The sequence below is a fragment of the Pedococcus sp. P1_H8 genome (assembly GCF_056405175.1).
Genome location: NZ_JBFUCP010000008.1, coordinates 65376 through 91504, shown reverse-complemented (window position 1 = coordinate 91504; position 26129 = coordinate 65376). Strand labels below are relative to the sequence as shown.

Below are 26129 nucleotides of genomic sequence, written 5' to 3'. Positions count from 1 at the left end.
TCTGCTAGCAGAACTTGGCTCTCTCAGCAGAGGTTGCAACATGTGCTGAGAGAGCCAACCTCTGCTGAGCAGGGCGTCCGACCAGGTCCGGCGACCGGCTCAGCGCAGGAGGCAGCCGGCGATCCCGGGGCTGGGGTGCGTGGCCAGCAGCGCGCGGGCCTTGGACCGCGAGATGTTCCACGACAACCAGTCGTCCGTCTTCAGGTCTCCTCCCGGATCGCAGCTGGCGAAGGGGGCCCGCAGGTCGATCAGCGCCGGCGCGGCATCGGTCGAGAGCTCGGCCAGGTAGGCGTAGTCGATCGGCGACTTCGCGTGGGTGCGGGAGAGGTTGTGCTCGGCGATGTAGAGGTCCGGGTTGAGCACGGCGAGCCCGAGCAGGCCCACCGCTCCGAACCGCACGGCCAGCGGCACCAGCCAGCCACGTGCCCCGACCAGTCCCGACGCCATCACCAGCAAGACCACGACGCCGAGCCAGCCCTCGAAGACCGAGACGAGCAGCCGGAGCCGGGTGAAGCCGTAGGCCTCTTCGTAGAGGTGCATCCGGTAGAGCGCCGACACCACCACGACGATCGTCATCACGCAGAGCACGCCGAGCGCCAGGTCGCGGACGCGTCCAGGGATGGCCTTGCGCGCAGCCCAGCCGACGACCGTGAGGGTGAGGATCGTGGCCACGGTCAGCTGGCCGAAGCCTTCGTGGACGTAGTCGGCGTAGGTCAGTCCGGTGGTCCGCTGGAGGTAGTCGTGGCCACCGAACATGGCCGTCGCCTGCGCGACCAGGAAGAGGGCGAAGACGGCGTTGACGGCCATCACCGGCGCGAGCCACTCGAACTGCCGGCGGCTGGGTCGCAGGGGCAGCCGCAGCCGGTCGACGGCTGGGGGAGCAAGGCTCACGTATGCCGCGGCGAGGGTGCCGGCCGCGATGAACACCGCCAGGACGATGCGGGCGGGCAGGTCGTTCCAGGTGATGTCGGGCGTGATGGCGTCGACCCAGGACGCGAACAAGGCGTCAGCCGAGGCGAACAGGGCACCGAAGACGAGCAGCAGGACCACCGAGACGATGGTGGCGCGGGCTGCGGGGATCCAGGCCTGCACGCTGGTCCGGGGCTTCAGCGTGCGGCCCAACCATGGCAGGCCGCGGATGGAGGCAAGGGGAACGGCCGCAGCGGTGCCCAGCAGGGCCAGGACCGAGGACGCCCGCGTCGAGTTCACGGCCACCAGCGCCAACCCGGCCAGCAGGCACAGGATGGTGATCCACGCGGCATCCCTGACGAACAGGGTCGCCACCAGCAGGGCCACGAGGGCCGCGTCGAGGTTGTCGAGCCTGCCCCACCGACGAGCCCCGGGGTGCAGGGCGCGCGCCCCGAGCGCCGTGGCGGCGACAGCGCCGAAGACGAGGGTGGTGCCGATGCCGAGGTTGCGGTCGGGCACCACGATGGCAGCCAGGACCCCGGCAGCCACGGCGCCAGCCACGATGCCGGGTCCCCGCCGGGGGGCGTCGGGCCAGTAGGACGCGAGGCCCTCGTGCGGCGGCGCGGACGGGGGGTTCGGTGCAGGGGCCGGTGGGGTGAGTGTGCTCATGATGGGCTCCTTCGTCGTGATCGGACGGGTCACGTCCGCGGGCAGGGTCACCTCGATGCGGCAGCCGTGGTCGCTGTCGGCGACGGCGATGGTCCCGCCGTGCAGCTGGGCGACCCAGCGGGAGATGGCGAGGCCGAGACCGGTGCCGCTGTTCTGGGCGGCACTGGTCGTGAACCGCTCGAACACCGCGCGCCGGTCGGACGCGGCGATCCCGGGCCCGTCGTCCGCGACGGCAACCAGTACGTCGCCGTCGGCCACCTCGGCGCTCACCCGGACCAGGCCCCCCGCCGGACTGTGGCGGGACGCGTTGTCGAGGAGGTTGGCGAGCAGCTGGTGCACCCGGTCGGGGTCCGCGGGGACAGTGAGGGACTCCGGCCGGACCACCACCGCGTAGCGCAGTCCGTCCACGCGCGCCTGGGCGACAGCCTCCTCGAGCAGGTCGGCGAGCCGCACGTCCTTGAACCGCAACGGCGTCACGCCTTCCTCCACCCGCGAGAGGTCGAGCAGGTCGTTCACCAGGCGGCCCAGACGCTCGGTCTGGGCAAGGGCCCGACGCAGCTCCTCGGGGCTGGGCTGGGACACGCCGTCGACGAGGTTCTCCAGCACCGCCTGCAGTGCCGAGATCGGTGTGCGCAGCTCGTGCGAGACGTTGGCGACGAGGTCGCGCCGGTGCCGGTCGACCATCTCGAGGGTGGCCGACATCCGGTTGAAGGCCCGGGCCAGCTCGCCCACCTCGTCGCCGGACGTGGCGCGCACGCGCTGGGAGTAGTCTCCCTGCGCCATCTGCTGGGCCGCGTGCGTCATCTCGCGCAGCGGCGAGGTCATCCCTCGTGCCAGGAGCTGGGTGATCCCGAGTGCCGCCAGGACCGCGACCGGCACCGTGGCCCACGGCGAGAGGCCCGCGCGGGTGCCCACCACGGCGAGCACCGACGCGACGGTGATGGTGGCCGCCACGAGCAGGCCCAGCTTCACCTTGATGGAGCGGACAGTGTCGAGTGGGCGCAGGTCGTACTTCACGCGCCCACCTCCAGCGCATAGCCGACACCGTGGACAGTGCGCAGGAGGTCGGCCCCGAGCTTGCGGCGCAACGACTTCACGTGGCTGTCGACCGTGCGGGTGCCCGATGCGTCCGCCCAACCCCACACCTCGGCCAGCAGGGCCTCACGGGTGAGGACCGTGCCAGGTCGGGCGGCGAGGCAGGCCAGCAGGTCGAACTCCGTCGGCGTGAGGTGCACCTCGTCCTCCCGGGACCACACCCGCCGCTGGGCGCCGTCGATGCGCAACCCGTTGACCCGCACCGTGGGGGCCGGGGACTCCCTCGCCGCTGCGGCCCGCTCCACCCGTCGCAACAGCGCCCGGATCCGCGCCACCAGCTCACGCATCGAGAACGGCTTGGTCATGTAGTCGTCGGCCCCGATCCCCAGACCGACCAACAGGTCGGTCTCGTCGTCCCGCGCGGTGAGCATCAGCACAGGCACCGGCCGGGCGGCCTGGAGCCGCCGGCATACCTCGTGGCCGTCGAGGCCGGGGAGCATCACGTCGAGCACCACGACCTCCGGGTCCCAGGCCGCGGCGCGGTCCAGGGCGACGAGGCCGTCGTGCACCTGCTCGACGGCGAAACCCTCGGCGGTCAGGCGCGCGGCGATCGCGTCGGCGATGGTGGGTTCGTCCTCGACGACGAGGACGCGGGGCTTGGTGCTCACCTTCTCGAGACTAGGAGAGTGACCCGGTGGGGGAGGGGTAGATGGTGTGAAGGTTCTGTGCAGATGTGCTGGTCCGCGCCGGACCCAGTCACCCCGTTAGGGTGGCGGCCATGACCTCAGCCGCCCTGCCGCCGTCCTCGGTGACGGTGCGCGTCCCGGCAAAGGTCAACCTCGAGCTGCTCGTCGGCCCGCCGCGCGAGGACGGGTACCACCCGCTGTCCACGATCTTCCACGCGGTCAACCTGTTCGACGAGGTGACCGTGATGAGCGCCCCCCGGTGGGGGCTGGCCGTGTCCGGGCCGCAGTCCTTCGGAGTGCCCGTCGACGGCACCAACCTCGCCGCCCGCGCCGCCCAGCGGCTGGCCGAGGTGGCAGGCATCGACGAACCCGTGCACATCACCATCCGCAAGGACATCCCCGTGGCGGGTGGCATGGCCGGCGGCTCGGCGGATGCAGCGGCGACGTTGGTCGCCTGCGACCTGCTGTGGGGGACCGGCCTGTCCCGCCCCGAGCTCGAGGAGATCGCCGCGGGGTTGGGCAGCGACGTGCCCTTCCTGCTCGGCGGGGGCACCGCGATGGGTTCGGGGCGCGGCGAGCGGCTGGCGCCGGTGTTGGCCCGCGGCAGCTACCACTGGGTCTTCGCCCTCAGCGAGGACGGCCTCTCGACCCCGGCCGTGTATGCCGAGTGCGACCGTCTGAGGGGCGACCGCACCGTGCCCGACCCCTCGCCGAGCGCCGAGATGATGACGGCGCTGCGTTCGGGCGATGCCCGCGCGCTGGGTGCCGCCCTGTCGAACGACCTCCAGGCAGCAGCGATCTCGCTCCGGCCGGCCCTGGGTGACGTGCTCGACGCGGGGCTGGAGTTCGGTGCGCTCGGAGGCGTCGTCTCCGGGTCAGGCCCGACGGTCGCCTTCATCGCCGAGTCCAACGAGGCCGCCCTCGACCTCGCGGTCTCCCTGACGGCCTCGGGTGCGGTCCAGGACGTCCGCCGTGCGACCGGTCCGGCGCACGGAGCCCACGTCATCAGCGCTCCACGGCCGGGCTGAGCAGCAGATGGCCAACCTGATCAGCGTCGAGCGCGCCTCCCTCGCCCTCGGCACCGCCCACGTGCTCGACGAGGTCTCTCTCGGGGTGCTCGGCGGCGACCGGATCGGCGTGGTCGGGCGCAACGGTGGGGGCAAGACCACCCTGCTGCGCGTCCTCGCCGGCCACCTCGAGGTGGACTCGGGACGGGTGACCCACGCAGGGGTGTCGCGGGTCGGAGTGCTCGCCCAGGACGACGTCCTCGACCCCGGTCACACCGTCCACGAAGCGGTCCTCGGCGACCTGGCGGAGCACGTGTGGGCCGGTGACCCGCGCATCCGCGACGTCCTCACGGGGCTGCTCGGCGGGATCGGCGCCGAAGCAGTCGGTGGTTTCGACGCGCTCGTGGGGCCCTTGTCCGGTGGGGAGCGCCGGCGCCTCGCGCTGGCTGCGCTGCTGGTGCAGGACCCGACCGTGCTGTTCCTCGACGAGCCGACCAACCACCTCGACGTCGAGGGTGTGGCCTGGCTCGCCGAACACCTGGTGCGGCACCGCGCCCGCCCGGACAACGCAGTCGTGGCGATCACCCACGACCGGTGGTTCCTCGACGAGATCGCCACCACCACCTGGGAGGTCGTGGAGGGCAAGGTCAACGCCTTCGACGGCGGCTACGCGGCCTACGTCCTGGCGAAGGCCGAACGAGAGCGGATGGCGGCGGTGACCGCCGAGCGGCGCGACAACCTGCTCCGCAAGGAGCTCGCCTGGCTTCGCCGCGGTCCGCCGGCGCGCACCACCAAACCGAAGTTCCGCATCGACGCGGCCAACTCCCTCATCGCCGACGAACCACCCGCGCGCGACGACGTCGAGCTGATGCGGTTCGCCACGACCCGGCTGGGCAAGGACGTCGTCGACCTGGTGGACGCGTCGGTGAGCCTCGGTGACCGGCTGCTCCTCGACCGGGTCACCTGGCACCTCGCGCCCGGCGAGCGGGTCGGCATCGTCGGGGTCAACGGGTCCGGCAAGTCGACGTTGCTGCGCGCCATCGCCGGCCAGATCGCGTTGTCCTCGGGCAAGCGCAAGGAGGGGGTGACCGTCCGCCTCGCCTATCTCACCCAGGAGGTGCGCGAGCTCGAGCGGTATGCCGACTGGCGCGTCATCGAGGCGATCGAGGACGTCCGCAAGTACATCCGTCTGGGCCGCAAGGAGGTCAGCGCGTCGCAGCTCGCGCAGCGGCTCGGCTTCACGGGTGGTCGGCAGCAGACGCGGGTCTCGGACCTGTCCGGTGGCGAGCGCCGTCGGCTCCAGCTGACCCGGCTGCTGATGGACGAGCCGAACGTCCTGCTGCTCGACGAACCGACGAACGACCTCGACATCGAGACGCTGACCTCCCTGGAGGACGTCCTCGACGGGTGGGCGGGCACGCTGCTCGTCGTGTCGCACGACCGCTACCTGCTTGAACGTGCCTGCGACAAGCAGATCGCGCTGCTCGGCGACGGCCGGATCCGCGAGCTCCCCGGCGGCGTCGAGCAGTACCTCGAGCTGCGACGGGCCGCCGCCGCGCCGACGCTCCCCGCCGCCGCGCCGACCTCGCCTCCCGCCACGGCCTCGCCGTCCTCGAGTGCGCCCCAGACGATGCGTTCGCCGGCCGACCTGCGGGAGGCCCGCAAGGACATGGCGCGGGTGGAGAAGCAGCTGGCCCGCCTCGGTGAGCGCGAAGAACGGATCCACGCCGAGATGGCACAGTCGGCCACCGACCACGCCAAGGTGCTCACCCTCAACGGCCAGCTGCGCGCGATCGTCGACGAGCGCGAGACGCTCGAGCTCGAGTGGCTGGCCGCGGCGGAGATCGTCGGCTGAGTCGACGCCCGGGCGTAGGGCCCCGAGCTCGGCATGGCGGCCGGTCAGGCCAGCTCTTCGGCCATCCAGTCACACCACTCCAGGGCCGCGCGCCTGGTCCGAACGCCGCCCTCAAGGGTGAGTCGGCTGGCGAACAAGGGATGGCTGCGGTCGCGCGCGTCGGGCTGGCCTTCCAGCCCGGCGAGCTCGGACTCGTAGGCACCCAGTGCGGCCGCGTGCCGGGCACGGGACTGGGCCACCAGGCTCCGCGCCCGGTCTGCGTCGACGGCCCAGATCGACCAGAGCCGCAGCGTCTCGAGGTCCCGGACGGGCTGGGGCTCCAGCTCGCCGGCCACCCAGTGCCTCAGCGCCTCGAGGCCGGCGTGGGTCACGGCATACCGCTTGGTGGGCAGCGGGCCGGCTCCGTCGACCACCTCGTGCTCGACCAGGTGGGCTGCCTCGAGGCGGGCGAGTTCGGGGTAGATCTGGCTGTGGCCGGCGGTCCAGAAGTAGCCCACGGGGCGCTCCATGCGACGCGCCAGGTCATAGCCCGTGAGTGGCGAGCGGGCCAGCAGGCCCAAGATCGCGCAGCCGAGGTTGGAGGGGGTGGACCGAGCACTCCGCATATGTCAATGTTGACATATGCGGCGGACCTGGGCGGGGATGGTGGCCATCGTGGTGCTGGCGGGTTGTGGTGGGGGCGGCTCGGACGGGCCCGCTTCGACACCCACCCGCACGCCGACCCCCTTGCCGATCGTCACCCCGACCTCGATCGAGGACCGCTGCAAGGTCCCCCACGAAGGCGGCGAGCTCATCGAGCTGACCGCCGCGGACGGTAGCGTGATGAGCGGCGCTGTCGAGGGCGACGGTGAGCGTGCCGCCGTGTTCCTGCACCAAACCAGCCCCAGCGGCTTCTGCGGTTGGGTCGCGTATGCCGCGTGGGCAGCGGACCGGGGGGTCAGTGCGGTGCTGCTCGACCTCTGTGGATGGGGCCGGTCGAGGTGCCGCCCAGAGCTGGCCGCGGACCCGATGGCCCAGGTCCGGCTGGCCGTCGACGAGGCGCGTCAGCGCGGCGCCAGGTCGGTGACGGTCGTCGGTGCCTCGCTCGGCGGGGCGACTGCGCTCGCGGTCGGCCAGCAAGCGGGCGCGGACGCGATCGTCGACCTTTCGGGCCCCTTCTCGTATCCCGGGCTGGCCTCCGCAGAGGTCGCAGCGATAGGAGTCAGCGTGCCGCTGCTGGTCGCCATGGCCCCCAACGACACGCAGATGCAACCGACCAAGCTCGAGGCGGCCGTCGGGACCGGGCCCGCCCAGGTCAAGCGCTTCATCAAGCCCGGTGACGGCCACGGCTGGGGCCTGCTCAACGACGGCACCGATGCCGCGCCCGAGTGGACGCCGTTGGCGACGACGGTCCTGCGGTGGGTGCAGGGCAGGTACGACGGGTGAGGAGCTCAGGTCTCGAAGGGTGACAGCAGCCGTCGGAGCATCGCCGCGAGCTCGTCGCGGTCGCCGGAGGAGAGCTCCGCGAGGAGGTCGCGCTCGCGGTCGAGCAGGTCGGCCATGGCGTCGTCGACGGTGCGCTGGCCCGTGGGCGTGAGGCGCACGATGACGCCGCGGCGGTCGGACGGGTCAGGGCTGCGACCGACCAGGCCTCGGCGCTCGAGCCGGTCGACGCGGTTGGTCATCGTGCCGCTCGTGACGAGGGTCTGTCGGATGAGCTGGCCCGGCGACAGCTGATAGGGGTCGCCGGCCCGGCGCAGGGCCGAGAGCACGTCGAACTCCCACCCCTCGAGCTGGTGCCGGGCGAAGGCCTGGACCCGGTCGAGGTCGAGCCGGCGGGCCAGCCGGGAGACGCGGGACAGGATCTGCAGCGGCGCCACGTCGAGGTCTGGCCGCTCGCGCCGCCACGCCTCGACGATGCGGTCGACGTCGTCGGGCGGGGGAGTCGACATGGTGACAACTGTACCTTCCGTCAAGTATCTTGATATCAAGATAACCACTCCAGAGGTCGTCGGGAGGCTGCCGTCATGAGCACCACGTGGGATCCCCAGCAGTACGCCAAGTTCTCCGACCACCGGTCCCGGCCGTTCGGCGACCTGATGGCGCGAGTGGGTGCGAGCGCTCCGCGCCTGGTCGTCGACCTCGGCTGCGGCAACGGCCCCCTGACGCTCTCGCTCGCCGAGCGCTGGCCAGCCGCGCGGATCGTGGGGGTGGACCACTCGCCGCCGATGCTCGAGGCCGCCCGGTCCTCGGATCGCGATGGTCGTGTCGAGTGGGTGGAATCCGATGTGGCCCAATGGGATCCGACCAGTTTGGGCGCAGCTCCAGACGTCATCGTCACGAACGCCACCCTTCAGTGGGTGCCTGGCCACGTGCAGCTCCTGACGCGCTGGGCATCGGCCCTGGCGCCCGACGGATGGCTCGCCATGCAGGTGCCGGGCAACCTCGAAGCGCCATCCCACGCCCTCATGCGCGAGGTGGCGCAGGACCATCCCGCGGCAGACCGTCTGCGACCAGCCCTCGAGCGCCTGGCCGTCGAGGATCCTGCGGTCTACGTCGAACTTCTCGGGAGTGTCGGACTCGAGGTCGATGGGTGGGAGACGACCTACCAGCACATCCTCGATCCCCAAGCGCAGCAGGCCAATCCGGTGCTCGAATGGGTGCGAGGCACGGGGCTCAGACCGGTCCTCGAAGCCCTGGCCGACGAGGACGAGCGCGACGCCTTCCTGGCCGACTACGACGCGCGGCTCCGCGCGGCATACCCCCGGACGCCGATAGGCGTGATCTTCCCGTTCCGGCGCATCTTCGTCGTGGCCCACCGACCCGCAGGCTCAGTCCGGTGACTGTCGTCGGCCTCCATCACGTCCAGATCGCCTGCCCTGACCGCACTCGTCCCGTGCAGTGGCCTCCGCATCTGCATGATGCGACCTACGGTGGTGTATGGCCTCTTACGTGAAATCCGTGACCTTCGATTGTTCCAGCGCGCTCCGGCTTGCAGCGTTCTGGGCCGCAGCCCTCGGGTCCAATGTCGACGAAGACAGTTCTGACGACCGTGCGTGGGTGGAGCCGGCGGGGTGGGGTGGTCCCAACCTGTGGTTTCAGCGCGTCCCTGAAGGCAAGACCGCGAAGAACCGTCAGCACTTCGACCTCCGCGCCATGGGGTCAGTCAGTGCCGAGGTCGAACGACTGGTGGCTCTGGGCGGCTCGGTGATCGGCGGGGACGGCGACCTCGTGGTCATGGCTGATCCTGAGGGCAACGAGTTCTGCGTCGAGTCCTGACACCAGTACCCGCTCACTGGGACCGGTCAGAGCTTGCGGGCGATGGTCAGCCCATCGAAGGCGGTGAGCACGACCGTCTCGACCCGGTCGTCCTCGACCACCAGGTCGTTGAAGGCGCGCAGCGCGTCGAGGTTGTCGCCGGAGGCGGTGTCGTCGGCCACCTCACCACTCCACAGCACGTTGTCGGCCAGCAACAGTCCGCCCGGCCGGACCCGGGGCACCAGCTCGTTCCAGTAGTCCACGTAGCCGCCCTTGTCGGCGTCGATGAAGACCAGGTCGACGGTCGCTGCCGCGGGCAGGGCGCGCAGGGTGTCGAGCGCTGGCGCGATCCGCAGGTCGATGCGATCCGCGACGCCGGCCTCCTGCCAGGCCTGTCTGCCGATCGCGGTCCACTCCTCGCTGATGTCGCAGCAGACCAGGGTGCCCCCGTCGGCCAGTCCGCGGGCGATGCAGAGGCTCGAGTAGCCCGTGAACGTCCCGACCTCGACGGCCGACCGCGCTCCGACGAGACGGGCGAGCATGGTCAGGAGCTGGCCCTGGTCGTCGCCGACCTGCATGCCGGCGGGGCTGCCGAGGGCTTGGGTCCGCTCCTGAAGTCGGCGCACCACGGGGTCGGGCCGCCACGAGCTGTGCGCGGCGGCATAGTCGCGAACGGCGTCTGTGACCAGGAACGAGCGCATGCCGGTCAGGCTAGTCCGGCGAGTCCGCCCAGGTCAGGCAGCGCGGTCAGTCCGCGGTGAGCAGCGACGGCTTCTTTTCGAGACCTGCGAGGCCGTTCCAGGCGAGGTTGACCAGATGAGCCGCGACATCGGCCTTCTTCATCTTGCGCGAGTCCAGCCACCACTGGCCCGTGAGGGCGACCATGCCGACGAGCATCTGGGCATACAGGGGAGCCGTCTTGGGGTCGAGTCTGCGGCGCTTGAACTCGGCGGCAAGGATGTGCTCGACCTGGCTCGCGACGTCCGAGATGAGGCTGGCGAACGACCCCGTCGACTGTCCGGCGGGGCTGTCCCGCACCAGGATCCGGAAGCCGTCGGTGTTGCTCTCGATGTAGTCCAGGAGGGCGCCCGCGGCGCGCTCGAGGGTCTCGCGGCTGTTGAGCTCGGCGCTCAGCGCGCCGGTGATGCCCCCGAGCAGTGCCGCGATCTCGCGGTCGACGACGACGGCGTAGAGCCCCTCCTTGCCGCCGAAGTGCTCGTAGACGACCGGCTTGGACACGCTGGCCTTCGCGGCGATCTCCTCGACCGTCGTGCCCTCGAATCCCTTGTCCGCGAACAGTTTCCGACCGACCTGAATGAGCTGCTCGCGGCGCTGCTTGCCGGTCATGCGGGCGCGGGAGCCAGAGGTGGTGATCTTGTCGTGGGCGTCGGTCACACGGTCCATCATGCCGCCTGCGTAGCGTGGTGGTCGTGAAGGGCAATGCCCGGTATGCCGGGGGCGCGCGGCGGTGGGCGATGTCGGCTGCCGCCGTGGTCGCGTTGCTGCCGCTCGGCGTGGCCCTCGACCACGGGCTCCTGGGGCGTGCCGAGTCCGCCCCCACCCCGGTCGCGTCCCCGCCTGTCGCGTCCCCCTCGTCGCCGGTCCTGCCGGTCCCGCCGGTGGCCACGGCCGTGCCCGGCCTCGACATCCCCACGGCCCCACGGGTGGTCGCCGACCACCTGACCTTCGGTGCCGCGCGCAAGGCCGAGACCGCGGCATACGCCCAGCGCCACTATGGGACCCGCACGTGGCGGCTGGCGCCGACCACGATCGTCCTGCACTACACGGAGAGTGACACCTATGCCTCGGCTCGCTCGCTCTTCGAGGCGGACCTGCCCAACCGCGGTGAGCGCCCGGGAACCTGCGCCCACTACGTCGTCGACCAGGACGGGACCATCCACGAGCTGGTGCCGCCGACCGTGATGTGTCGGCACGCGGTGGGACTCAACCACCTGGCCATCGGCATCGAGTTCGTCCAGTCGTCGAGTGGCCACGACTCCCGGTGGGCGGTGCAACAGGTGCTGCGTCGCAGGGTGCAGGTTGCCGCGGGGGTCGCCCTCGTCGAGGACCTGCAGCGACGGTTCGCAATCTCTGACAGCGATGTCATCGGGCATGCGATGGCCAACGACGCCAAGGGGTTTCGCGACCTCGAGGGCTGGCGCAACGACCACACCGACTGGCAGCAGGCGGAGGTCGACCGGTTCCGGTCGCTCCTGACGACGACGCCCTGACGACAGCCCTCAGGCGGCGAGGCGTCGGGCGTCGATGCGCTTGGCCACCGGCCACCGGACGTCGGTGGCCCAGCCGAATCTCTCGAACGCCCAGATGACCCGCGCCGTTGAGTCGACCTGCCCCTTCTCGACGCCGTGGCGGGCGCAGGTCGGGTCGGCGTGGTGCAGGTTGTGCCAGGACTCGCCCATCGACAGGACGGCCAGCCACCAGACGTTTCCCGACTTGTCGCGGCTCTTGAACGGACGCTCGCCGATGGTGTGGCAGATCGAGTTGATCGACCAGGTGACGTGGTGTAGCAGGGAGACCCGCACCAGGGAGGCCCAGAAGAACGCGGTCAGCGCTCCCTGCCAGCTCATCGACCAGAGTCCGCCCACCACGGCCGGCAGCAGCATCGAGCCGGCGACGATCAGCGGGAAGGCCCGGTCCACCTTCTGCAGGTCCGTGTCGGCCATCAGGTCGGGGGCGTACTTGCTGCGCGGAGTCTGCTCGACGTCGAACAGCCAGCCGGTGTGTGCCCACCACAGGCCCTTGGCCAGTGCCGGGATCGTCTCGCCGTAGCGCCAGGGGCTGTGCGGGTCGCCTTCCCGGTCGGAGAAGGCGTGGTGGCGGCGATGGTCGGCGACCCACCGGACCACCGGCCCCTGGATGGCCATGGAGCCCGCGATCGCGAGGGCGACCTTCAGCCCGCGACTGGCCTTGAACGAGCCATGCGTGAAGTAGCGGTGGAAGCCCACGGTGATGCCGTGCCCCGCGACGGCATACATGACGACGGCGATCACGATGTCGTGCCAGCCGAGGCCCCAGCCCCAGGCGACGGGCACCGCTGCGAGCAGCGCGAGGAACGGGATGCCGATGAACAGCGCCAGCGCGACCTGTTCGCCGCGCGCCTTCCGCTCGGGTGCCACGGCCGGGGTCTGGTCCTGCGTCGGCGCCTGCGTCGGCTCCTGCGTCGGCTGGAGAGCGGGCGCGGTCTGCGCGGAGGTGGTCGGGGGCGTCATCGCAGGGGAACCTTCCTTCGGTTCGTCGCCACGGAGGCATCATCAACTTACGAAACCGTAACCTACGGAAACGTAGGTTGTCACCGTGTCGCGCTGCTGCACCAAGCACGTCGGTCCGGGCGATGCCCAGGTATGCCGCGTGCTTGGCTACCCTTGGCGGGTCCCCGCAGGGGGCGTTCCCCGGTTGGTCTGCTGGTAGGGCCCGCCTGACTTTGAATCAGGACAAGCGACGTAGGTTCGATTCCTACCCGGGGAGCAAGCTGAGCGAAGCGATGCTTGTCCCCGGGTAGGAATCTCGGGAGCGGCATCGCGGCGCCGAGGTACGAGGCGGAGCGAGGACGCGGCTCCTACCCGGGGAGCAAGCTGAGCGAGCGATGCTCGACCGCGCCAACTCGAGCGAACTAGCTCTCGAGCGCGAGGCGGGGCGTTAAGGGAGCATCAAGATTCCTGCGACCGCGTCAAGGACGCGTCAAGAGCCGCAGCCCTCGGGTGACCGCGGTGCTTCAGTCGGGCTGTGACCGAACTGCTACGTGTCCCCAAGCGGCTCTTGGTGGGCCGACCCCTGTTGAGCTCGCAGATGGGCGACACCCTGCTGCCGAAGAAGCTGGCGCTTCCGGTGTTCTGCAGTGACCCGTTGTCGTCCAACGCGTATGCCACTGAGGAGATTCTGCTCGTGCTGAGCCTGGGTGGGCTGACGGTGCTGCACCTCACACCGCTCGTGGCGGCCGGGGTCGTGCTCCTGCTCGTGGTCGTCGTGCTGTCCTACCGGCAGACCTGTCACGCCTATCCAGACGGTGGTGGAGCGTATGCCGTCAGCCGGGCCAACCTGGGGCGCGGCGCCGCGCTCGTGGCAGCCAGCGCCCTGCTGGTCGACTACGTCCTGACGGTGGCGGTGTCGGTCGCGGCAGGCGTGGCCAACATCGTCTCGGCCGTCCCGGCGCTGGCGCCACACGCGCTCACGCTGTCGGTGGGGCTGGTGGCCCTGCTCGCGGTGATCAACCTGCGCGGGATCAAGGAGTCCGGAGCCGCCTTCGCCATCCCCACCTACGGGTTCGTCGCCTCAGTCTTCGTCATGCTCGCCCTCGGGATGTACCGGACTGCAACCGGGGCGCCTCCGGTCGCCGAGTCCGCGCAGCTCGGCATCCACGCCGAAAACCACGTCTCAGGGTTGCTCGTGCTGGCCCTCGCGCTACGAGCCTTCGCCTCGGGGTGCACCGCGCTGACCGGGGTCGAGGCCGTGAGCAACGGGGTGCCCAACTTCAAACGACCCAAGAGCCGCAACGCCGCCGACACCCTGGCGATCATGGGCGTCCTGACCATCGTCATGTTCGTCGGCCTGACCGCAATGGCCCTCATCGCGAAGGTCCACGTCGCGCACGACCCCTCCATGCTGATCGGGGCTCCTGACGGCTACACCCAGAAGACGGTCATCGCGCAGATCGCGGGTGCCATCTTCGGGGGGAGCAGCATCGGCTTCTACGCGGTACAGGCCTTTACTGCAGCCATTCTGGTCCTGGCCGCCAACACCGCCTTCAACGGCTTTCCCATCCTCGCCTCCCTTCTCGGAGAGGACGGCTACCTGCCGCGACAGTTCGCCCGACGGGGGGACCGGCTGGTCTTTTCCAACGGAGTCGTCATCCTGGCCCTGCTCGCGATCGGACTGCTGTGGGCGTTCGACGCGAACACCACCCGCTTGATCCAGCTGTACATCATCGGTGTGTTCGTCTCCTTCACCCTCAGCCAGGCCGGGATGGTGCGGCACTGGCAGCAGCTGCTCGCCAGTCCGGCAGCACGGGACAGGGCAAGCACCAAGCGCAAACTGGTCGTCAACGCGGTCGGCGCAGCCGTGACCGGACTGGTGCTGGTCATCGTGCTCATCACGAAGTTCACCCACGGTGCCTGGCTCGTCGTGGTGGCCATGCCTCTGCTCATCGCCCTGATGACCCTCATCCGCAAGCACTACCGGACCGTGGCCCAAGCTCTTCGGCCAGCCGCTGGTGGGGTACTCCTGCCCGCCCGTATCCACACGCTCGTGCTGGTGTCGACGCTGCACGCTCCCACGCTGCGCGCGTTGGCATTCGCCAGAGCGACCAGGCCCGCGAGCCTCCGGGCGGTGACCGTGCGCACGAGCACCGATGCCACCGAACGACTGTCAGCCCAGTGGATCGAGCGGGACATCCCGGTGGAGCTGACCGTCCTGGACTCGCCGTTCCGTGACATGACGCGCCCGGTCCTCGAGCATGTCCGCGAGCTCCTGCGCGACCATCCCCGCGATGTCGTGTCGGTGTTCATCCCCGAGTACGTGGTCAGCCGGTGGTGGGAACACGTTCTGCACAACCAGAGCGCTCTACGGCTCAAGGCTCGGCTGCTGTTCGAGCCCGGCGTCATGGTCACCTCCGTGCCTTGGCAGCTCTCCGCTGACAATCCGGGCGACAGGCTCGATGGTCCGCACACCGACTCCTCAGGCACGACGGCGGGGGTCGCTTCGGAGGACCTGTCCACCACAGCCGACACCACCCGTGTGTCACGCTGAGCTCATGCAGCGGGCCGCCCTGGGAGCACAGCCCAACGGACAAACAACTCCCGCAACCGTGCCGCCCCCGGGGGTCAACGGGCTGTCACGAGGGCGGCAGCTCACCGGCCTGGGACTGTGCCTTGTCGGCCTACCCCTGCTGACCTGGGTGATGGTGAGTCTCCGGGCGTCGGGGCCTGGTGAGAGCGTGCTGCTGATCTATCTCCTGGCTGTCGTGGTGGTCGCCGTCGTCGGCGGGATGCTGCCGGGGCTGCTCGGGGCAGTCGGCGGTTTCCTCCTGGCCAACTGGTTCCTCACGCCGCCGTTCCACACGTTCACCGTCGGCCAGCCCGGTGCGCTGACCGACCTCGTGGTTTTCGTGCTGGCGGCAGCGCTCGTCAGCGTGACCGTCGAGGTCGGCGCCAGGAACCGCGCCAAGGCGGAGCGAAACCGCATGCAGACCCACCTCGTTGCGAACTTGAGCTCGGCCGAGATGCAAGGCGTGAGCGTGGAGCAAGTCCTCGACCAAGTGCGCCAGCTGTACACCATGAGCACCGTGGTCCTGGCCCCCCACGCAGACCCGCAGCAGCCCGTGGCCGCCGTGGGGCCCCCGGCCGCTGGCTCGCCGGTGCTGTCCATTCCCGCGTCCGACACGTTGAGCCTGCTCGGGTACGGCCGGCCCGTGTTCGCCGAGGACCGGGTCCTCCTGCAGGCCTTGGCCGGGACCGCCGGGCGCGCGTGGGAGACCGCGCGGCTCGCCGAGGAGGCTGCTCGAGCTGAACAGCTCGCGCAGACCGACCGGGTCCGATCCGCCCTCCTCACCGCCGTGGGCCACGACCTTCGGACCCCGCTGGCGGGAATCAAGACCGCTGCGTCCGGACTGCGGCAGCCCGACGTGGCATGGGAGTCCGGCGAGCAGGACGAGCTGCTCGCCACCATCGAGGACGGCGCGGACAGGCTCGCCGCGCTCGTGGACAACCTCCTCGCGATGAGCCGCATCCAGGCAGGCGCACTGTCCGTGGACGCTCATCCAGTGGATGTCGAGGAGATCGCCTCCCGGGCTCTGCTCGCCCACGACACCCAGCGCGTCGCCCTCGCCATCGCCGACGGACTGCCCCCTGTCATGGCCGATGGCGGACTGCTCGAGCGTGTGCTGGCGAACCTCGTGGACAACGCCGTTCGCTACACCCCCGAAGGGCGTCAGGTCACCGTCACCGCGGTCTCGCGCCCCGCGTCGGCCCCCACCGACATCGAGATCCGGGTGGCCGATCACGGTCCCGGCGCCGAACCCACGAACTGGGAGGAGATGTTCCTACCCTTCCAGCGTCTGGGGGACAGCACACCTGGGGGGGTAGGGCTCGGTCTGGCCATCGCACGGGGGTTCACAGAGGCCATGGGCGGAACCGTCCGGCCATCACCGACCCCCGGCGGCGGCCTGACCATGACCATCCTGCTCCCGGCGGCGACGCCGTGACGAAAGTGCTCATCGTCGAGGACGATCTGCGGCTTCGCCGGGCCTTGGCCATCAACCTGCGCGCCCGTCACTACGAGGTCAGGGCTGTCGCCGACGGGACCTCAGCTCTCTCCGCGGCAGCAGCCGACCTGCCCGACATCGTCATCCTCGACCTCGGGCTGCCCGACATCGACGGCGTCGACGTGGTCAGTGGCCTCCGGGGCTGGACAGAGGTGCCCATCATCGTGCTGTCCGCAAGGGACGCCCAAGCAGACAAGGTCGACGCCCTCGACGCTGGCGCCGACGACTACGTCACCAAACCGTTCGGCATGGACGAGCTCCTGGCGCGGTTGCGCGCCAGCCTGCGACGAGCTGCCCCAGCGGAGGACGTGCCGACCCTTGAGGCTGGCGCCTTGATCATCGACCGGCGGGCCAAGCGCGTGACCCGAGCAGGTCAGGAGGTGCGCCTCACGCCGACCGAGTGGCACCTGCTCGAGGTTCTCGTGGGCGAGCCCGGAAAGCTCATCCCTGGGCGCCAGTTGTTGCAGGAGGTGTGGGGTCCCTCCTACGGCGACGAGAGCAATTACCTCCGGGTCTACATGGCGACGCTGCGGCGCAAGCTGGAGGAGAATCCGTCAACTCCGCGCCACCTCATCACCGAACCCGGACTCGGCTACCGGTTCGAGCCCTAGCTCAAGCCGTCGTGCGAGGAGCCTCAGAGGCAGGTCGCCCTAGGCGTCGAAGTCCCAGGCGATGAGCTTGTCGAAAACGCCTCGGTCACCTTCGAGGGCGAGGGTCTCCAGCGGAACGCGGCCGTAGAACATCAGGACGAGATCACTGGCGGTGCCTCGGCAGGAGGCATCCACTGCCAGCGCATCATCGTCGCCGGCGTCGCCGGCCTCGGGTAGCCGGGCGATCCGTGAGCCGTCCGCCGACACCCATTGGCGCCAGGAGCGGCCCTCGGTGGCGTGGTAGTCGACGACGGCGGGCTCGTGCGGCCAGGCGAGCGTCGTGGCGCAGCAGGTCACCAGGAACTCCTCGGCCCCGTCGAGCGCCACCTCGTCCGGGAGCGGCTCCGCGGACTCCGCGGTGAGCTGCGCGTCGTAGGTGTGCATCGCGATCTCCTGGAGCTGGTGCCGGGCGACCGCGCCGCAGGTCTCCGGTGACTGCGAATCGCCCCACCAGGTCCAGCAACCGCGGTCCGGGCCGGCTTCCCGAAGGGCGTTCACGAGCTGCTCGGTCGACGCAGCCATCCAGGCCACCAGGGCATCGCGCTCCGTCGGGGCAGTGGGGGAGTCCTCGGCCGTGGCCTTGCCAGTGGCTCCAGGTCCCGCCGCGACGGTGGCCGCCCAGGCCCGGCGCCCTACGCCCAGGTGCTGCACCAGGTCGAACAGGGTCCACTCGGGGCAGGTCGGCACCTGCACGTCGAGACTGGGCGCGGAGGAGACTGCGGCGCAGAAGGCGGCTGATCGTTCGTCGATGAGCCGGAGCAGGTCTGGGAAGTCCACCGTGTTTTTCACTCGCGCTGTCTATCACCCTGCTCGGGACACGGGACAGCGAATTAATGACCGGCGCGGGCGCACTCAGCCGCGCTGGCCACCGCCGAATGAGGGTTCAGCACCTCGGAGGTCGTAGATCGGCGAGCGTCGCCAGTGGCTGCCTGCGCGTGTCCCATTGATCACGAATGTCATCAACCGATCAGTCCGACTTTGCATGGACTTGACCTTCTCTTGACTATTGCATTACCTCGGACGCCATGCTCGGCGGTGCAGGGGCGACGCAGGGTCCGCCTCGCGAATGAGGGGATCACACCATCATGTTCAGAAAGCTTGCGGCAGTTGCCGCACTCGGGGCCGGCATCCTGCTGGCCGCTGCGGGCTCGGCGTCCGCCTACACGCTGGACGCGTCCGGAGTGGGCTGGGTCGGCAAGGGCGAGGTCCAGAGCGCCTACGGCTGGAACAACAAGGCGATGCAGGACAACGTCGGAGGCGTCACGTTCGTCTATGACAGCGTCTCCACGTACGAGGTGGTCTGCGAGTTCGACACTCCCAGCGGAAACCACCACGTCATCACGAACCACAAGACGACGGGCGTCTTGGCGACCATCGGCAGCGATGCCCGCAACAACAGCAGCGGCAAGCAGGGACCCATGACGGGCTGGTACCTCACCGGGTTCGGTGCGGGGACGTGGAGCGGCCAGGCCGTGCCCGCCGTCGGCGACGGCTGCCCCGGCAACAGTGGCCTCGGAGCCGTCACCTCCGTGACGCAGACCGGCGTGGGCGAGGGCGGCCTGTATGCGGTGTGGAACGGTCAGCGCCGACTCCTGACCCTGACCGTGGCCACCACGACCGTCTGACCAAGGGTGCGCCGGCGGACTCGCCGGACCCTCGCGCCGAGCACCATCCGGAAGGACCCGACTCCAGGTCGGGTCCTTCCTGTTTGGGGGCCAAAGGGAGTCCAGTCCGGTCGGAAGGGCCGGCCCAGTGCGCCGTCCGACGGCCCGACCCTGAGCTCGGCTGAACGCCGACCCCGAGAGCCAGGCCCGACAACCGGGGCCGCGTCAGGGTTGCACCCGATGGGCGGCACGGCCGCCACGGCCCACAGTGGAGGTGTCCGGGAAAGGCCCGGCCACCATCCCGAAGGAAGTGCTCCACCCATGAACGACATCCACTCGAGCTTCGCCCAGCAAGGCCTGGTCCGTCCGCGCGGCGAGCGCGTCCTCGGCGGTGTGGCCTCAGGGCTCGGACGACGCTTCGGCATCGCACCGTGGCCGGCGCGAATCCTCTTCGTGCTGCTGCTCATGGTGATTCCTGGCAGCCAGATCCTCATCTACCCGATCCTGTGGATCCTCATGCCGTCCGAGGCCACGACAGTCCGCCCGTCGTACCAGGGCCCCGGCCCCGCTGCAGCTCCCGCTTCCTGACCCTGCTCGGTTGGGTCCTAGCGGGTGGAGGGCGCGCATCGCGAGATGCCCCCAGGCGCATCTCGCCCGGGGGCATCTCGCGTCGAGGGTGGGGCTAGGTCGTCGTGGACGACGACGGAGTGGTGGACGACGACGACGGAGTCGTCGATGTGGTGGTGGTCGGCGCGCACCGGTAGTCGGACAGGTTGAAGTTGCCCGACCAGGTCACGGGGACGACCGCTGTTGCGTCGGTGACCAGCACTGCGGTTGCGAGCACGTAGTGGGCCGTGCCCCCGGTGATCTTGTCGCGAGCCACGGTGTACGTCCCGCCCGCGACCACCGTGATGGTTGCCGGTGCGGCGGAACCGATCTGGGTGATGACGAAGTGGGCGCCCACCAGCCCGTCAGGGCAGTCGGCGGCGTGGCCGGCAAGGTTGCCGACATGCACGACCTTGGTGTCGACGGCCTGGGCGGTCGACGTGGACAGGAAGCCCAGTCCGACAGCCGTGATGATGGCCAACAGCACCGCCGGTACTCGCCATTTGAAGGAGATTGTTCTCATTACCCTTCCCTTCCTTGCTGTGGGTATTTGGGCCTTCAGTGTTGTGGCCTGCCCAGGACCGGACCTCGCCTACGGGTGTGAGCCCCACCTGCGTCTATTGCATGAGGCGCTCGAGTGGTTTTCGGTCGAGCCGGCCGGCCTCACCCGAATGTCGTAGACCTCGCCCACCAACGGCAGGACGACCGTCCCCGTCATCGATATGAACTAGGTGCTCTCGCGGCCCTATCTCTCGAATTTCCTTGCTGTTAAAGGGAAATGACGACTACCGTCCTAGTCGGACCTCCATGGGTCCGACCTGTCCGAGGGGGACACAATGCGAGTCGCAAACCATCGCTCTTTCGTCCGACCGGTCCGGGTCGCCGTCGTCATGATGTTGGCCGCGGTCGCCACTCTTGCGAGTGGCGCAGGAGGCGGGTTCGCAGCCGCATCGAGCGCGTCCAGCCAGTCGACCGAGCAGAGCCATGCCGCCGACTCGGGTGAGGAACACGCGCACACCGACCTCGCGGGCGTCTCGATGGACGAGCTCGAGCGCGGTTCCAACCCGGCGGTCGGGCTCCGGCCGAAGTCGGGTCCCGCCGCGCGCGAAGCGGCCGCAGCGGTCGCGGCCGGACCCGAGGTGTCCGGCTCGTGGGGGCCGGTGGTCCCCGCAGCGGTGGTGCCGGTCTTCACGGCGCTCCTCCCGAACGGCAAGGTCCTGATGTGGGACTCCGTCGGCGACAACGCAACCGAGTCGTATGCCGACCAGAGCTTCACCCGGGCGGCCGTCTGGGACCCCGCGACCGGCGTCTCGACCCGCATCGACGTCGAGGGGGCAAACATCTTCTGCGCCGGCTTCGTCCAGCTGTCGGATGGGCGCGTCTTCGTGGCCGGGGGAAACAAGGACCAGGCTCTCAACGGCATCCGCCTGACCCACATCTTCGACTGGGAGACCCTGTCCTGGACCCGCGGTCCCGACATGGCCGGTGAGCGGTGGTACCCCTCGGTTGCCGCGCTCATGGACGGACAGGCGCTGGTCGCAGCGGGCGGGCCCACGTTCGCGGAGATACGGGGCGCGGACGGGTCGATCAGGACGTTGTCGGGGATCACCGACCCCTCCAGCCGGGTGTACCCGTTCCTGCAGAGCAGCCAGGACGGACGCGTGCTGCTGTCCGGCACGGCCAACGGCATACGTCGATTGGATGTGACCGGCACAGGGTCCATGGAGGCCGCCGTCGCGCGCGACGGCATTGACCGCAGCTACGGCAGCTATGCCAATTACGAACCCGGCCTGACTCTGGTCTCCGGGGGTGGATCGACCACCGTCAACAGCGTGGCGGTCCCCCACAGCTCCAGTGTCATCGTCGACGTTCGAAGTGGCTCGCTGGTCACGCGCGCAGCGGCACCGATGGCCAACCGCCGTCGTCAGCACAACCTCACGATCCTCGCAGACGGGTCGCTTCTGGCCACCGGTGGACAGTCCGTCACCGGTGATGGACTCATCAGCCTCAGCAACGCCGTGTACGCGGCCGAGCGGTACGTCCCGGCCACTGACTCGTGGAGCACGCTGTCAAGCGCTGCGGTGGTCCGTCAGTACCACTCGACTGCGATGCTGCTCCCTGACGGCAGGGTGATGACCGGTGGTGGCGGGATCTGCGGGTCGTGCCAGACGCAGGGCTACCTGCGCAAGGACATCGAGGTGTTCTCGCCGCCCTACCTGTTTGCCAAGGATGGCAGCGGCGCCCTGGCGACCCGACCCGTGGTCGCGTCGGCGCCGACCCAGATCACCCTGGACCAGCCCTTCCAGGTGACCTCTCCGGACGCTGCCCGCGTCGCCAAGGTCGGCCTGATCCGACTCGGTGCACCGACGCACTCCGAGGACCAGGGCCAGCGGTACCTGCCGCTCTCGTTCACCGTGTCGGGCGACGTCCTGACTCTCGCCGCGCCGATCAACCCGGCCGAGGCGCCGCCCGGCTACTACATGCTGTTCCTGGTCGACACCGACGGCGTGCCCGCCGTGGCTCCGATCCTGTCCGCAGTGGCTCCGGCCGCGGGCAGCTTCCAGGGTGCGGGGATCCGTACCGGCAGCCCTGCAGCCATCATCTACACCGGTCTCAACGGCAGCGGTGTCGCGCAGCAGCTCGAGCCCGGCACCTGGCGCGCCACTCGCGGGAGTCTGGCCCAGGTGGGCAACGACCAGGCCAGCTCCATCGACATCGCCCGGGGCTGGAGCGCCACTGTCTGCGCCGATGACGCCATGACCACCTGCACCACCCTGCTCCCAGGTGCGCCGACGTCCCTGCCTGCCGGCTTCGACAACGCGATCAGCGCCGTCCGCATCCAGCCCTTCAACGGGGAGACCGAGCCGCCGACCGTCGCCGTGACCGCTCCCTCCGCCGGGGCCACCCTGACGGGCTCCGTGACCGTTGCCGCCACGGCGACCGACAACGTCGGGGTGCAGTCCGTGCAGTTCCTCCTCGACGGCGCTGCCCTGGGCGCTGCCGACACCGCGGCTCCGTACGAGACGGTGTGGAACACCACGACGGCTGCCAACGGGCAGCACACCCTCACGGCGACCGCCCGTGACACCGCCGGCAACACCGCCACCGCCGCGAACGTCGCGGTGCAGGTGCAGAACTCAGCGCCACCGCTGACCGGGCTGGTGGGTGCGTGGGGGTTCAACGCAGGCAGTGGTCCGACGGCGGCCGACTCATCCGGCCTCGGGAACAACGGTGTGGTGAACGGAGCCACCTGGACCACCGCCGGACGGTACGGCGGGGGCCTGGTGTTCGACGGCGTCAACGATCGCGTGGACGTGGCGAACACCGCGAGCCTTGCTCTGAGCGGCGGCATGACGCTCGAGGCGTGGGTCAACCCGACGACCACGACGGGCTGGCGCTCGGTCGTCGTCAAGGAGCGGCCGAAGGGACGCGCGTACTCGCTGTACGCCAGCAACGCCGCCAGTCGCCCCAGCTCCTACCTGCGGCTCAAGTCGGATGTCTCCGTTGCCGGACCGGCTGCCCTGCCAGTGGGCGTGTGGAGCCACCTGGCCACCACCTTCGACGGCACCACGCATCGCCTGTACGTCAATGGCACGCAGGTGGCGGCCGCCACCAGCCCGGGCAAGCTGAACCAGTCGGGTCAGCCCCTGAGGTTCGGCGGCAACACGGTCTTCAGCGAGTGGTTCAGCGGCACGCTGGACGACATCCGGATCTACAACAGGGCCCTGACCCCCGCCGAGATCGGCAGCGACCTGACCAGGGCGGTTCCCTGATCGAGAGGTACCGGACCTCCCGCGGCGCGACTCCGAGCCGCGGGAGGGGCCGGGGTGCGGCGGTGGCTGGCCTCCGGGTTGACCGGGCTGGCCTCCGGCTTGATGTGGGGGGAAGAGGCCGCGCCTCACCGGCGGGTAGCATGACCGCGTCCTCAATGCCCGAGCTGATCCTCTGGAGCGCACGCGCGTGAACACCACCACCGGCTCGCCCCGCTGTGCCGCTGTCATCGTCCTCGCCGCAGGTGAGGGCACCCGGATGAAATCCTCGACCCCCAAGGTCCTGCACCGGATCGGGGGCCGGACCCTCGTGGGACACGCGATCGCCGCGGCCCGCGCCGTGACCCCAGAGCACCTGGCCGTCGTGGTCAGGCACGAACGCGCCCTGGTGGCGGCCCACGTCACCGAGGTCGACCCACAGGCCGTGATCGCCGACCAGGACGACGTCATGGGCACCGGGCGCGCCACCGAATGCGCCCTCGACGCCCTGCCCGAAGGCCTCCAGGGCACCGTCCTCGTGACCTATGGCGACGTGCCGCTGCTCGCGGGCGACACCCTGCAGTCGTTGCTCGAGGAGCACGTCGCGACCCAGAGCGCCGTCACCGTCATCACCGCCCACCTCGCTGACCCCACGGGCTACGGCCGCATCCTGCGTGGCGGCGACGGTGGCGTCGAGGGCATCGTCGAGCAGAAGGACGCGACCGACGAGCAGCGGGCCATCACCGAGATCAACTCCGGGATCTATGCCTTCGACGCCGCGGTTCTCGTCGAAGCGCTCGGCAAGGTCGGCACGGACAACGTCCAGGGTGAGAAGTACCTCACGGACGTTCTCGCCATCGCCCGCGAGGCAGGTGGCCGGGTCAGCGCGCACCTCATCGCCGACCTCTGGCAGACCGAGGGCGTCAACGACCGGGTCCAGCTCGCCCGACTCGGCAAGGAGCTGAACCGTCGCACGACCGAGCGCTGGATGCGCGAGGGTGTGACGATCGTCGACCCGGACACCACGTGGATCGACACCGACGTCACCATCGGCCGCGACGCGACCATCCTCCCCGGCACGCAGCTCTTCGGTGCGACGACGATCGGCGAAGGCGCCACCATCGGCCCCGACACGACGTTGACCGACACCGAGGTCGGCCCTTCGGCCGTGGTCAAGCGGACCGAGGCCCTGTTGTCGGTGATTGGCGCGGGGGCGAACGTCGGTCCGTTCTCCTACCTGCGCCCGGGCACCGAGCTCGGCGCGAAGGGCAAGATCGGCGGTTTCGTCGAGACCAAGAACGCCAAGATCGGCGACGGGGCCAAGGTGCCACACCTCACGTATGCCGGTGACGTCACCATCGGTGAGGGCGCCAACATCGGTGCGGGCACCATCGTCGCCAACTACGACGGCGTCGCGAAGCACCACACCACGGTGGGCAGACACAGTTTCGTCGGCTCCGACTCCGTCCTGGTGGCCCCCGTGACGATCGCCGACGGCGCCTACGTCGCGGCCGGGTCAACCGTGACCGCCGACGTGGAGCCGGGCCAGATCGTCGTGGCCCGCGCGCGGCAGCGCAACATCGACGGCTGGGTCGCCAGAGCCCGAGCCGGCACCAAGACCGCCAAGGCGGCCGACGAGGCACTGGCGAAGTCGGCGAGCGGGCCCGGCGCGGCCCCCGGCGCGAGCGCGGCCCACGACGCGAGCGCGGCCCAGGACCCAGCCGCGCGGCATACCGAGAAATCCACGGAAGGGCAGGCCCACGCGTGACCGGCATCACGAAGACCACCGAGAAGAACCTGATGGTCTTCTCCGGGCGAGCCAACCCCGAGCTCGCCGAGGAGGTCGCGAGCATGCTCGGCACCAACCTCGTCCCGACCAGCGCGTACGACTTCGCCAATGGCGAGATCTACGTGCGCTACGAGGAGTCGGTCCGCGGGTCGGACGCGTTCGTCATCCAGAGCCACACCACGCCCATCAACGAGGCGATCATGGAGCAGCTCATCATGATCGACGCCCTCAAGCGGGCCAGCGCCAAGCGGATCACCGTCGTGCTGCCGTTCTACGGCTACGCCCGCCAGGACAAGAAGCACCGGGGCCGCGAACCCATCTCCGCGCGCCTGATGGCCGACCTGTTCAAGACGGCCGGCGCCAACCGACTCATGGCCGTCGACCTGCACACGGCGCAGATCCAGGGCTTCTTCGACGGACCCGTCGACCACCTCATGGCGCTGCCGATCCTGGCGGACCACGTCGCTGAGAAGTACGGCCACGAGAAGCTCGCCGTGGTCTCACCGGACGCCGGCCGGATCAAGGTGGCCGAGCAGTGGTCGCAACGGCTCGGCGGCGCCCCGCTGGCCTTCATCCACAAGACCCGAGACATCAACCGCCCCAACGAAACCGTGGCCAACCGCGTCGTCGGTGAGGTCAAGGGCCGGGTCTGCGTCCTCGTCGACGACATGATCGACACCGGCGGCACCATCACCAAGGCGGCTGACGCCCTGATGGCCGACGGCGCCGCGGGTGTCGTGATCGCCGCGACGCACGCGATCCTGTCCGGCCCGGCCATCGACCGGCTCAAGAACTGCAGTGCCGCCGAGGTCATCGTGACCAACACGCTGCCGATCGACGAGGCGCACGAGTTCGACAAGCTCACCGTGCTCTCGATCGCGCCACTGATCAGTCGCGCGATCCAGGAGGTCTTCGAGGACGGCTCCGTGACGAGCCTGTTCGAAGGTCACGCCTGACCCGCGCGGCTCGTCCCCTAAGTTCTGCTAGCAGACTTTGGCTCGCTCAGCAGAGGTCGCAACGTCTGCTGAGCGAGCCAGGGTGCGCTGAGCTGCCCTCG

The 26129-nt window shown here is 69.9% G+C and carries 23 protein-coding genes and 1 tRNA gene; 15 read left to right on the top strand and 9 right to left on the bottom strand.

The window, feature by feature from the left end:
• Positions 1-99 precede the first annotated feature (99 nt).
• A complete protein-coding gene (locus AC1DYG_RS13245) occupies positions 100-2595 on the bottom strand; it encodes a DUF4153 domain-containing protein (protein WP_477640340.1) in 2496 nt (831 codons plus the stop codon).
• Entirely contained in the window at positions 2592-3281 is a 690-nt protein-coding gene (locus AC1DYG_RS13240; protein ID WP_477640339.1) for a response regulator transcription factor, read from the bottom strand. Before AC1DYG_RS13240 ends, AC1DYG_RS13245 begins: the two co-directional genes overlap by 4 nt.
• A 110-nt stretch (positions 3282-3391) precedes the next feature.
• On the opposite strand from AC1DYG_RS13240, the gene AC1DYG_RS13235 reads away from it, so the two are divergent.
• Together AC1DYG_RS13235 and AC1DYG_RS13230 are read left to right on the top strand one after the other, a co-directional pair.
• Positions 3392-4327 (top strand): 4-(cytidine 5'-diphospho)-2-C-methyl-D-erythritol kinase, encoded by a 936-nt coding sequence (locus AC1DYG_RS13235; protein WP_477640338.1) that lies wholly within the window; start codon positions 3392-3394, stop codon positions 4325-4327.
• A gap of 7 nt (positions 4328-4334) precedes the next feature.
• Entirely contained in the window at positions 4335-6161 is a 1827-nt protein-coding gene (locus tag AC1DYG_RS13230; RefSeq protein WP_477640337.1) for an ABC-F family ATP-binding cassette domain-containing protein, read from the top strand.
• Positions 6162-6205: 44 nt separating this feature from the next.
• Here the strand turns inward: AC1DYG_RS13230 and AC1DYG_RS13225 are convergent, their stop codons facing one another.
• A complete protein-coding gene (locus AC1DYG_RS13225) occupies positions 6206-6766 on the bottom strand; it encodes a PadR family transcriptional regulator (RefSeq protein ID WP_477640336.1) in 561 nt (186 codons plus the stop codon).
• Between the two features lie 121 nt (positions 6767-6887).
• Between AC1DYG_RS13225 and AC1DYG_RS13220 the strand changes: the two genes are divergently transcribed.
• Positions 6888-7586, top strand: coding sequence for an alpha/beta hydrolase (locus AC1DYG_RS13220; RefSeq protein ID WP_477640335.1), 699 nt, complete (start codon positions 6888-6890; stop codon positions 7584-7586).
• A 5-nt stretch (positions 7587-7591) separates the two neighbouring features.
• Here the strand turns inward: AC1DYG_RS13220 and AC1DYG_RS13215 are convergent, their stop codons facing one another.
• On the bottom strand, positions 7592-8092 hold the full coding sequence (locus AC1DYG_RS13215; RefSeq protein ID WP_477640334.1) for a MarR family winged helix-turn-helix transcriptional regulator: 501 nt from the start codon (positions 8090-8092) through the stop codon (positions 7592-7594).
• 75 nt (positions 8093-8167) lie between these two features.
• On the opposite strand from AC1DYG_RS13215, the gene AC1DYG_RS13210 reads away from it, so the two are divergent.
• Both AC1DYG_RS13210 and AC1DYG_RS13205 read left to right on the top strand, forming a co-directional pair.
• The gene (locus tag AC1DYG_RS13210) at positions 8168-8983 is read left to right on the top strand and encodes a methyltransferase domain-containing protein (RefSeq protein WP_477640333.1); all 816 of its coding nucleotides are present in this window, start codon (positions 8168-8170) and stop codon (positions 8981-8983) included.
• 97 nt (positions 8984-9080) lie between these two features.
• On the top strand, positions 9081-9419 hold the full coding sequence (locus AC1DYG_RS13205) for a VOC family protein (protein WP_477640332.1): 339 nt from the start codon (positions 9081-9083) through the stop codon (positions 9417-9419).
• A gap of 26 nt (positions 9420-9445) precedes the next feature.
• On the opposite strand, the gene AC1DYG_RS13200 is transcribed toward AC1DYG_RS13205, so the two are convergent.
• Positions 9446-10099: an O-methyltransferase gene (locus AC1DYG_RS13200; RefSeq protein ID WP_477640331.1), complete on the bottom strand. Its 654-nt coding sequence runs from the start codon at positions 10097-10099 to the stop codon at positions 9446-9448.
• Positions 10100-10145: 46 nt separating this feature from the next.
• The gene (locus AC1DYG_RS13195) at positions 10146-10745 is read right to left on the bottom strand and encodes a TetR/AcrR family transcriptional regulator (protein ID WP_477640491.1); all 600 of its coding nucleotides are present in this window, start codon (positions 10743-10745) and stop codon (positions 10146-10148) included.
• 83 nt (positions 10746-10828) lie between these two features.
• Here AC1DYG_RS13195 and AC1DYG_RS13190 point away from each other — a divergent pair, with 83 nt between their 5' ends.
• Entirely contained in the window at positions 10829-11629 is an 801-nt protein-coding gene (locus tag AC1DYG_RS13190; protein WP_477640330.1) for a peptidoglycan recognition protein family protein, read from the top strand.
• A 9-nt stretch (positions 11630-11638) separates the two neighbouring features.
• Here AC1DYG_RS13190 and AC1DYG_RS13185 read toward each other — a convergent pair whose 3' ends face one another.
• Entirely contained in the window at positions 11639-12628 is a 990-nt protein-coding gene (locus tag AC1DYG_RS13185; protein ID WP_477640329.1) for an acyl-CoA desaturase, read from the bottom strand.
• 177 nt (positions 12629-12805) lie between these two features.
• On the opposite strand from AC1DYG_RS13185, the gene AC1DYG_RS13180 reads away from it, so the two are divergent.
• The 4 genes from AC1DYG_RS13180 to AC1DYG_RS13165 all read left to right on the top strand — a co-directional run bounded on the left by AC1DYG_RS13180 (position 12806) and on the right by AC1DYG_RS13165 (position 17285).
• Positions 12806-12884, top strand: a tRNA-Gln gene (locus AC1DYG_RS13180).
• Positions 12885-13142: 258 nt separating this feature from the next.
• A complete protein-coding gene (locus AC1DYG_RS13175; RefSeq protein ID WP_477640328.1) occupies positions 13143-15161 on the top strand; it encodes an APC family permease in 2019 nt (672 codons plus the stop codon).
• Positions 15162-15165: 4 nt separating this feature from the next.
• The gene (locus AC1DYG_RS13170; RefSeq protein ID WP_477640327.1) at positions 15166-16614 is read left to right on the top strand and encodes a sensor histidine kinase; all 1449 of its coding nucleotides are present in this window, start codon (positions 15166-15168) and stop codon (positions 16612-16614) included.
• A complete protein-coding gene (locus tag AC1DYG_RS13165) occupies positions 16611-17285 on the top strand; it encodes a response regulator (RefSeq protein ID WP_477640326.1) in 675 nt (224 codons plus the stop codon). The genes AC1DYG_RS13170 and AC1DYG_RS13165 overlap by 4 nt, the downstream gene beginning before the upstream one ends.
• A 39-nt stretch (positions 17286-17324) precedes the next feature.
• Here the strand turns inward: AC1DYG_RS13165 and AC1DYG_RS13160 are convergent, their stop codons facing one another.
• On the bottom strand, positions 17325-18113 hold the full coding sequence (locus tag AC1DYG_RS13160) for a maleylpyruvate isomerase N-terminal domain-containing protein (protein ID WP_477640325.1): 789 nt from the start codon (positions 18111-18113) through the stop codon (positions 17325-17327).
• Positions 18114-18409: 296 nt separating this feature from the next.
• Here AC1DYG_RS13160 and AC1DYG_RS13155 point away from each other — a divergent pair, with 296 nt between their 5' ends.
• Both AC1DYG_RS13155 and AC1DYG_RS13150 read left to right on the top strand, forming a co-directional pair.
• A complete protein-coding gene (locus tag AC1DYG_RS13155) occupies positions 18410-18949 on the top strand; it encodes a hypothetical protein (RefSeq protein ID WP_477640324.1) in 540 nt (179 codons plus the stop codon).
• 300 nt (positions 18950-19249) lie between these two features.
• Positions 19250-19516: a PspC domain-containing protein gene (locus AC1DYG_RS13150; RefSeq protein WP_477640323.1), complete on the top strand. Its 267-nt coding sequence runs from the start codon at positions 19250-19252 to the stop codon at positions 19514-19516.
• A 94-nt stretch (positions 19517-19610) separates the two neighbouring features.
• Here AC1DYG_RS13150 and AC1DYG_RS13145 read toward each other — a convergent pair whose 3' ends face one another.
• Positions 19611-20057 carry a hypothetical protein gene (locus tag AC1DYG_RS13145; RefSeq protein WP_477640322.1) on the bottom strand — a complete coding sequence of 149 codons (447 nt, stop codon included), beginning with the start codon at positions 20055-20057 and terminating at the stop codon, positions 19611-19613.
• 313 nt (positions 20058-20370) lie between these two features.
• Here AC1DYG_RS13145 and AC1DYG_RS13140 point away from each other — a divergent pair, with 313 nt between their 5' ends.
• The 3 genes from AC1DYG_RS13140 to AC1DYG_RS13130 all read left to right on the top strand — a co-directional run bounded on the left by AC1DYG_RS13140 (position 20371) and on the right by AC1DYG_RS13130 (position 26028).
• Positions 20371-23307, top strand: a complete 2937-nt coding sequence (locus AC1DYG_RS13140) for a LamG-like jellyroll fold domain-containing protein (protein ID WP_477640321.1) — start codon at positions 20371-20373, stop codon at positions 23305-23307.
• Between the two features lie 187 nt (positions 23308-23494).
• Positions 23495-25051 (top strand): bifunctional UDP-N-acetylglucosamine diphosphorylase/glucosamine-1-phosphate N-acetyltransferase GlmU, encoded by a 1557-nt coding sequence (glmU, locus tag AC1DYG_RS13135; RefSeq protein ID WP_477640320.1) that lies wholly within the window; start codon positions 23495-23497, stop codon positions 25049-25051.
• Positions 25048-26028, top strand: a complete 981-nt coding sequence (locus tag AC1DYG_RS13130) for a ribose-phosphate diphosphokinase (RefSeq protein ID WP_477640319.1) — start codon at positions 25048-25050, stop codon at positions 26026-26028. The genes glmU and AC1DYG_RS13130 overlap by 4 nt, the downstream gene beginning before the upstream one ends.
• Positions 26029-26129 lie beyond the last annotated feature (101 nt).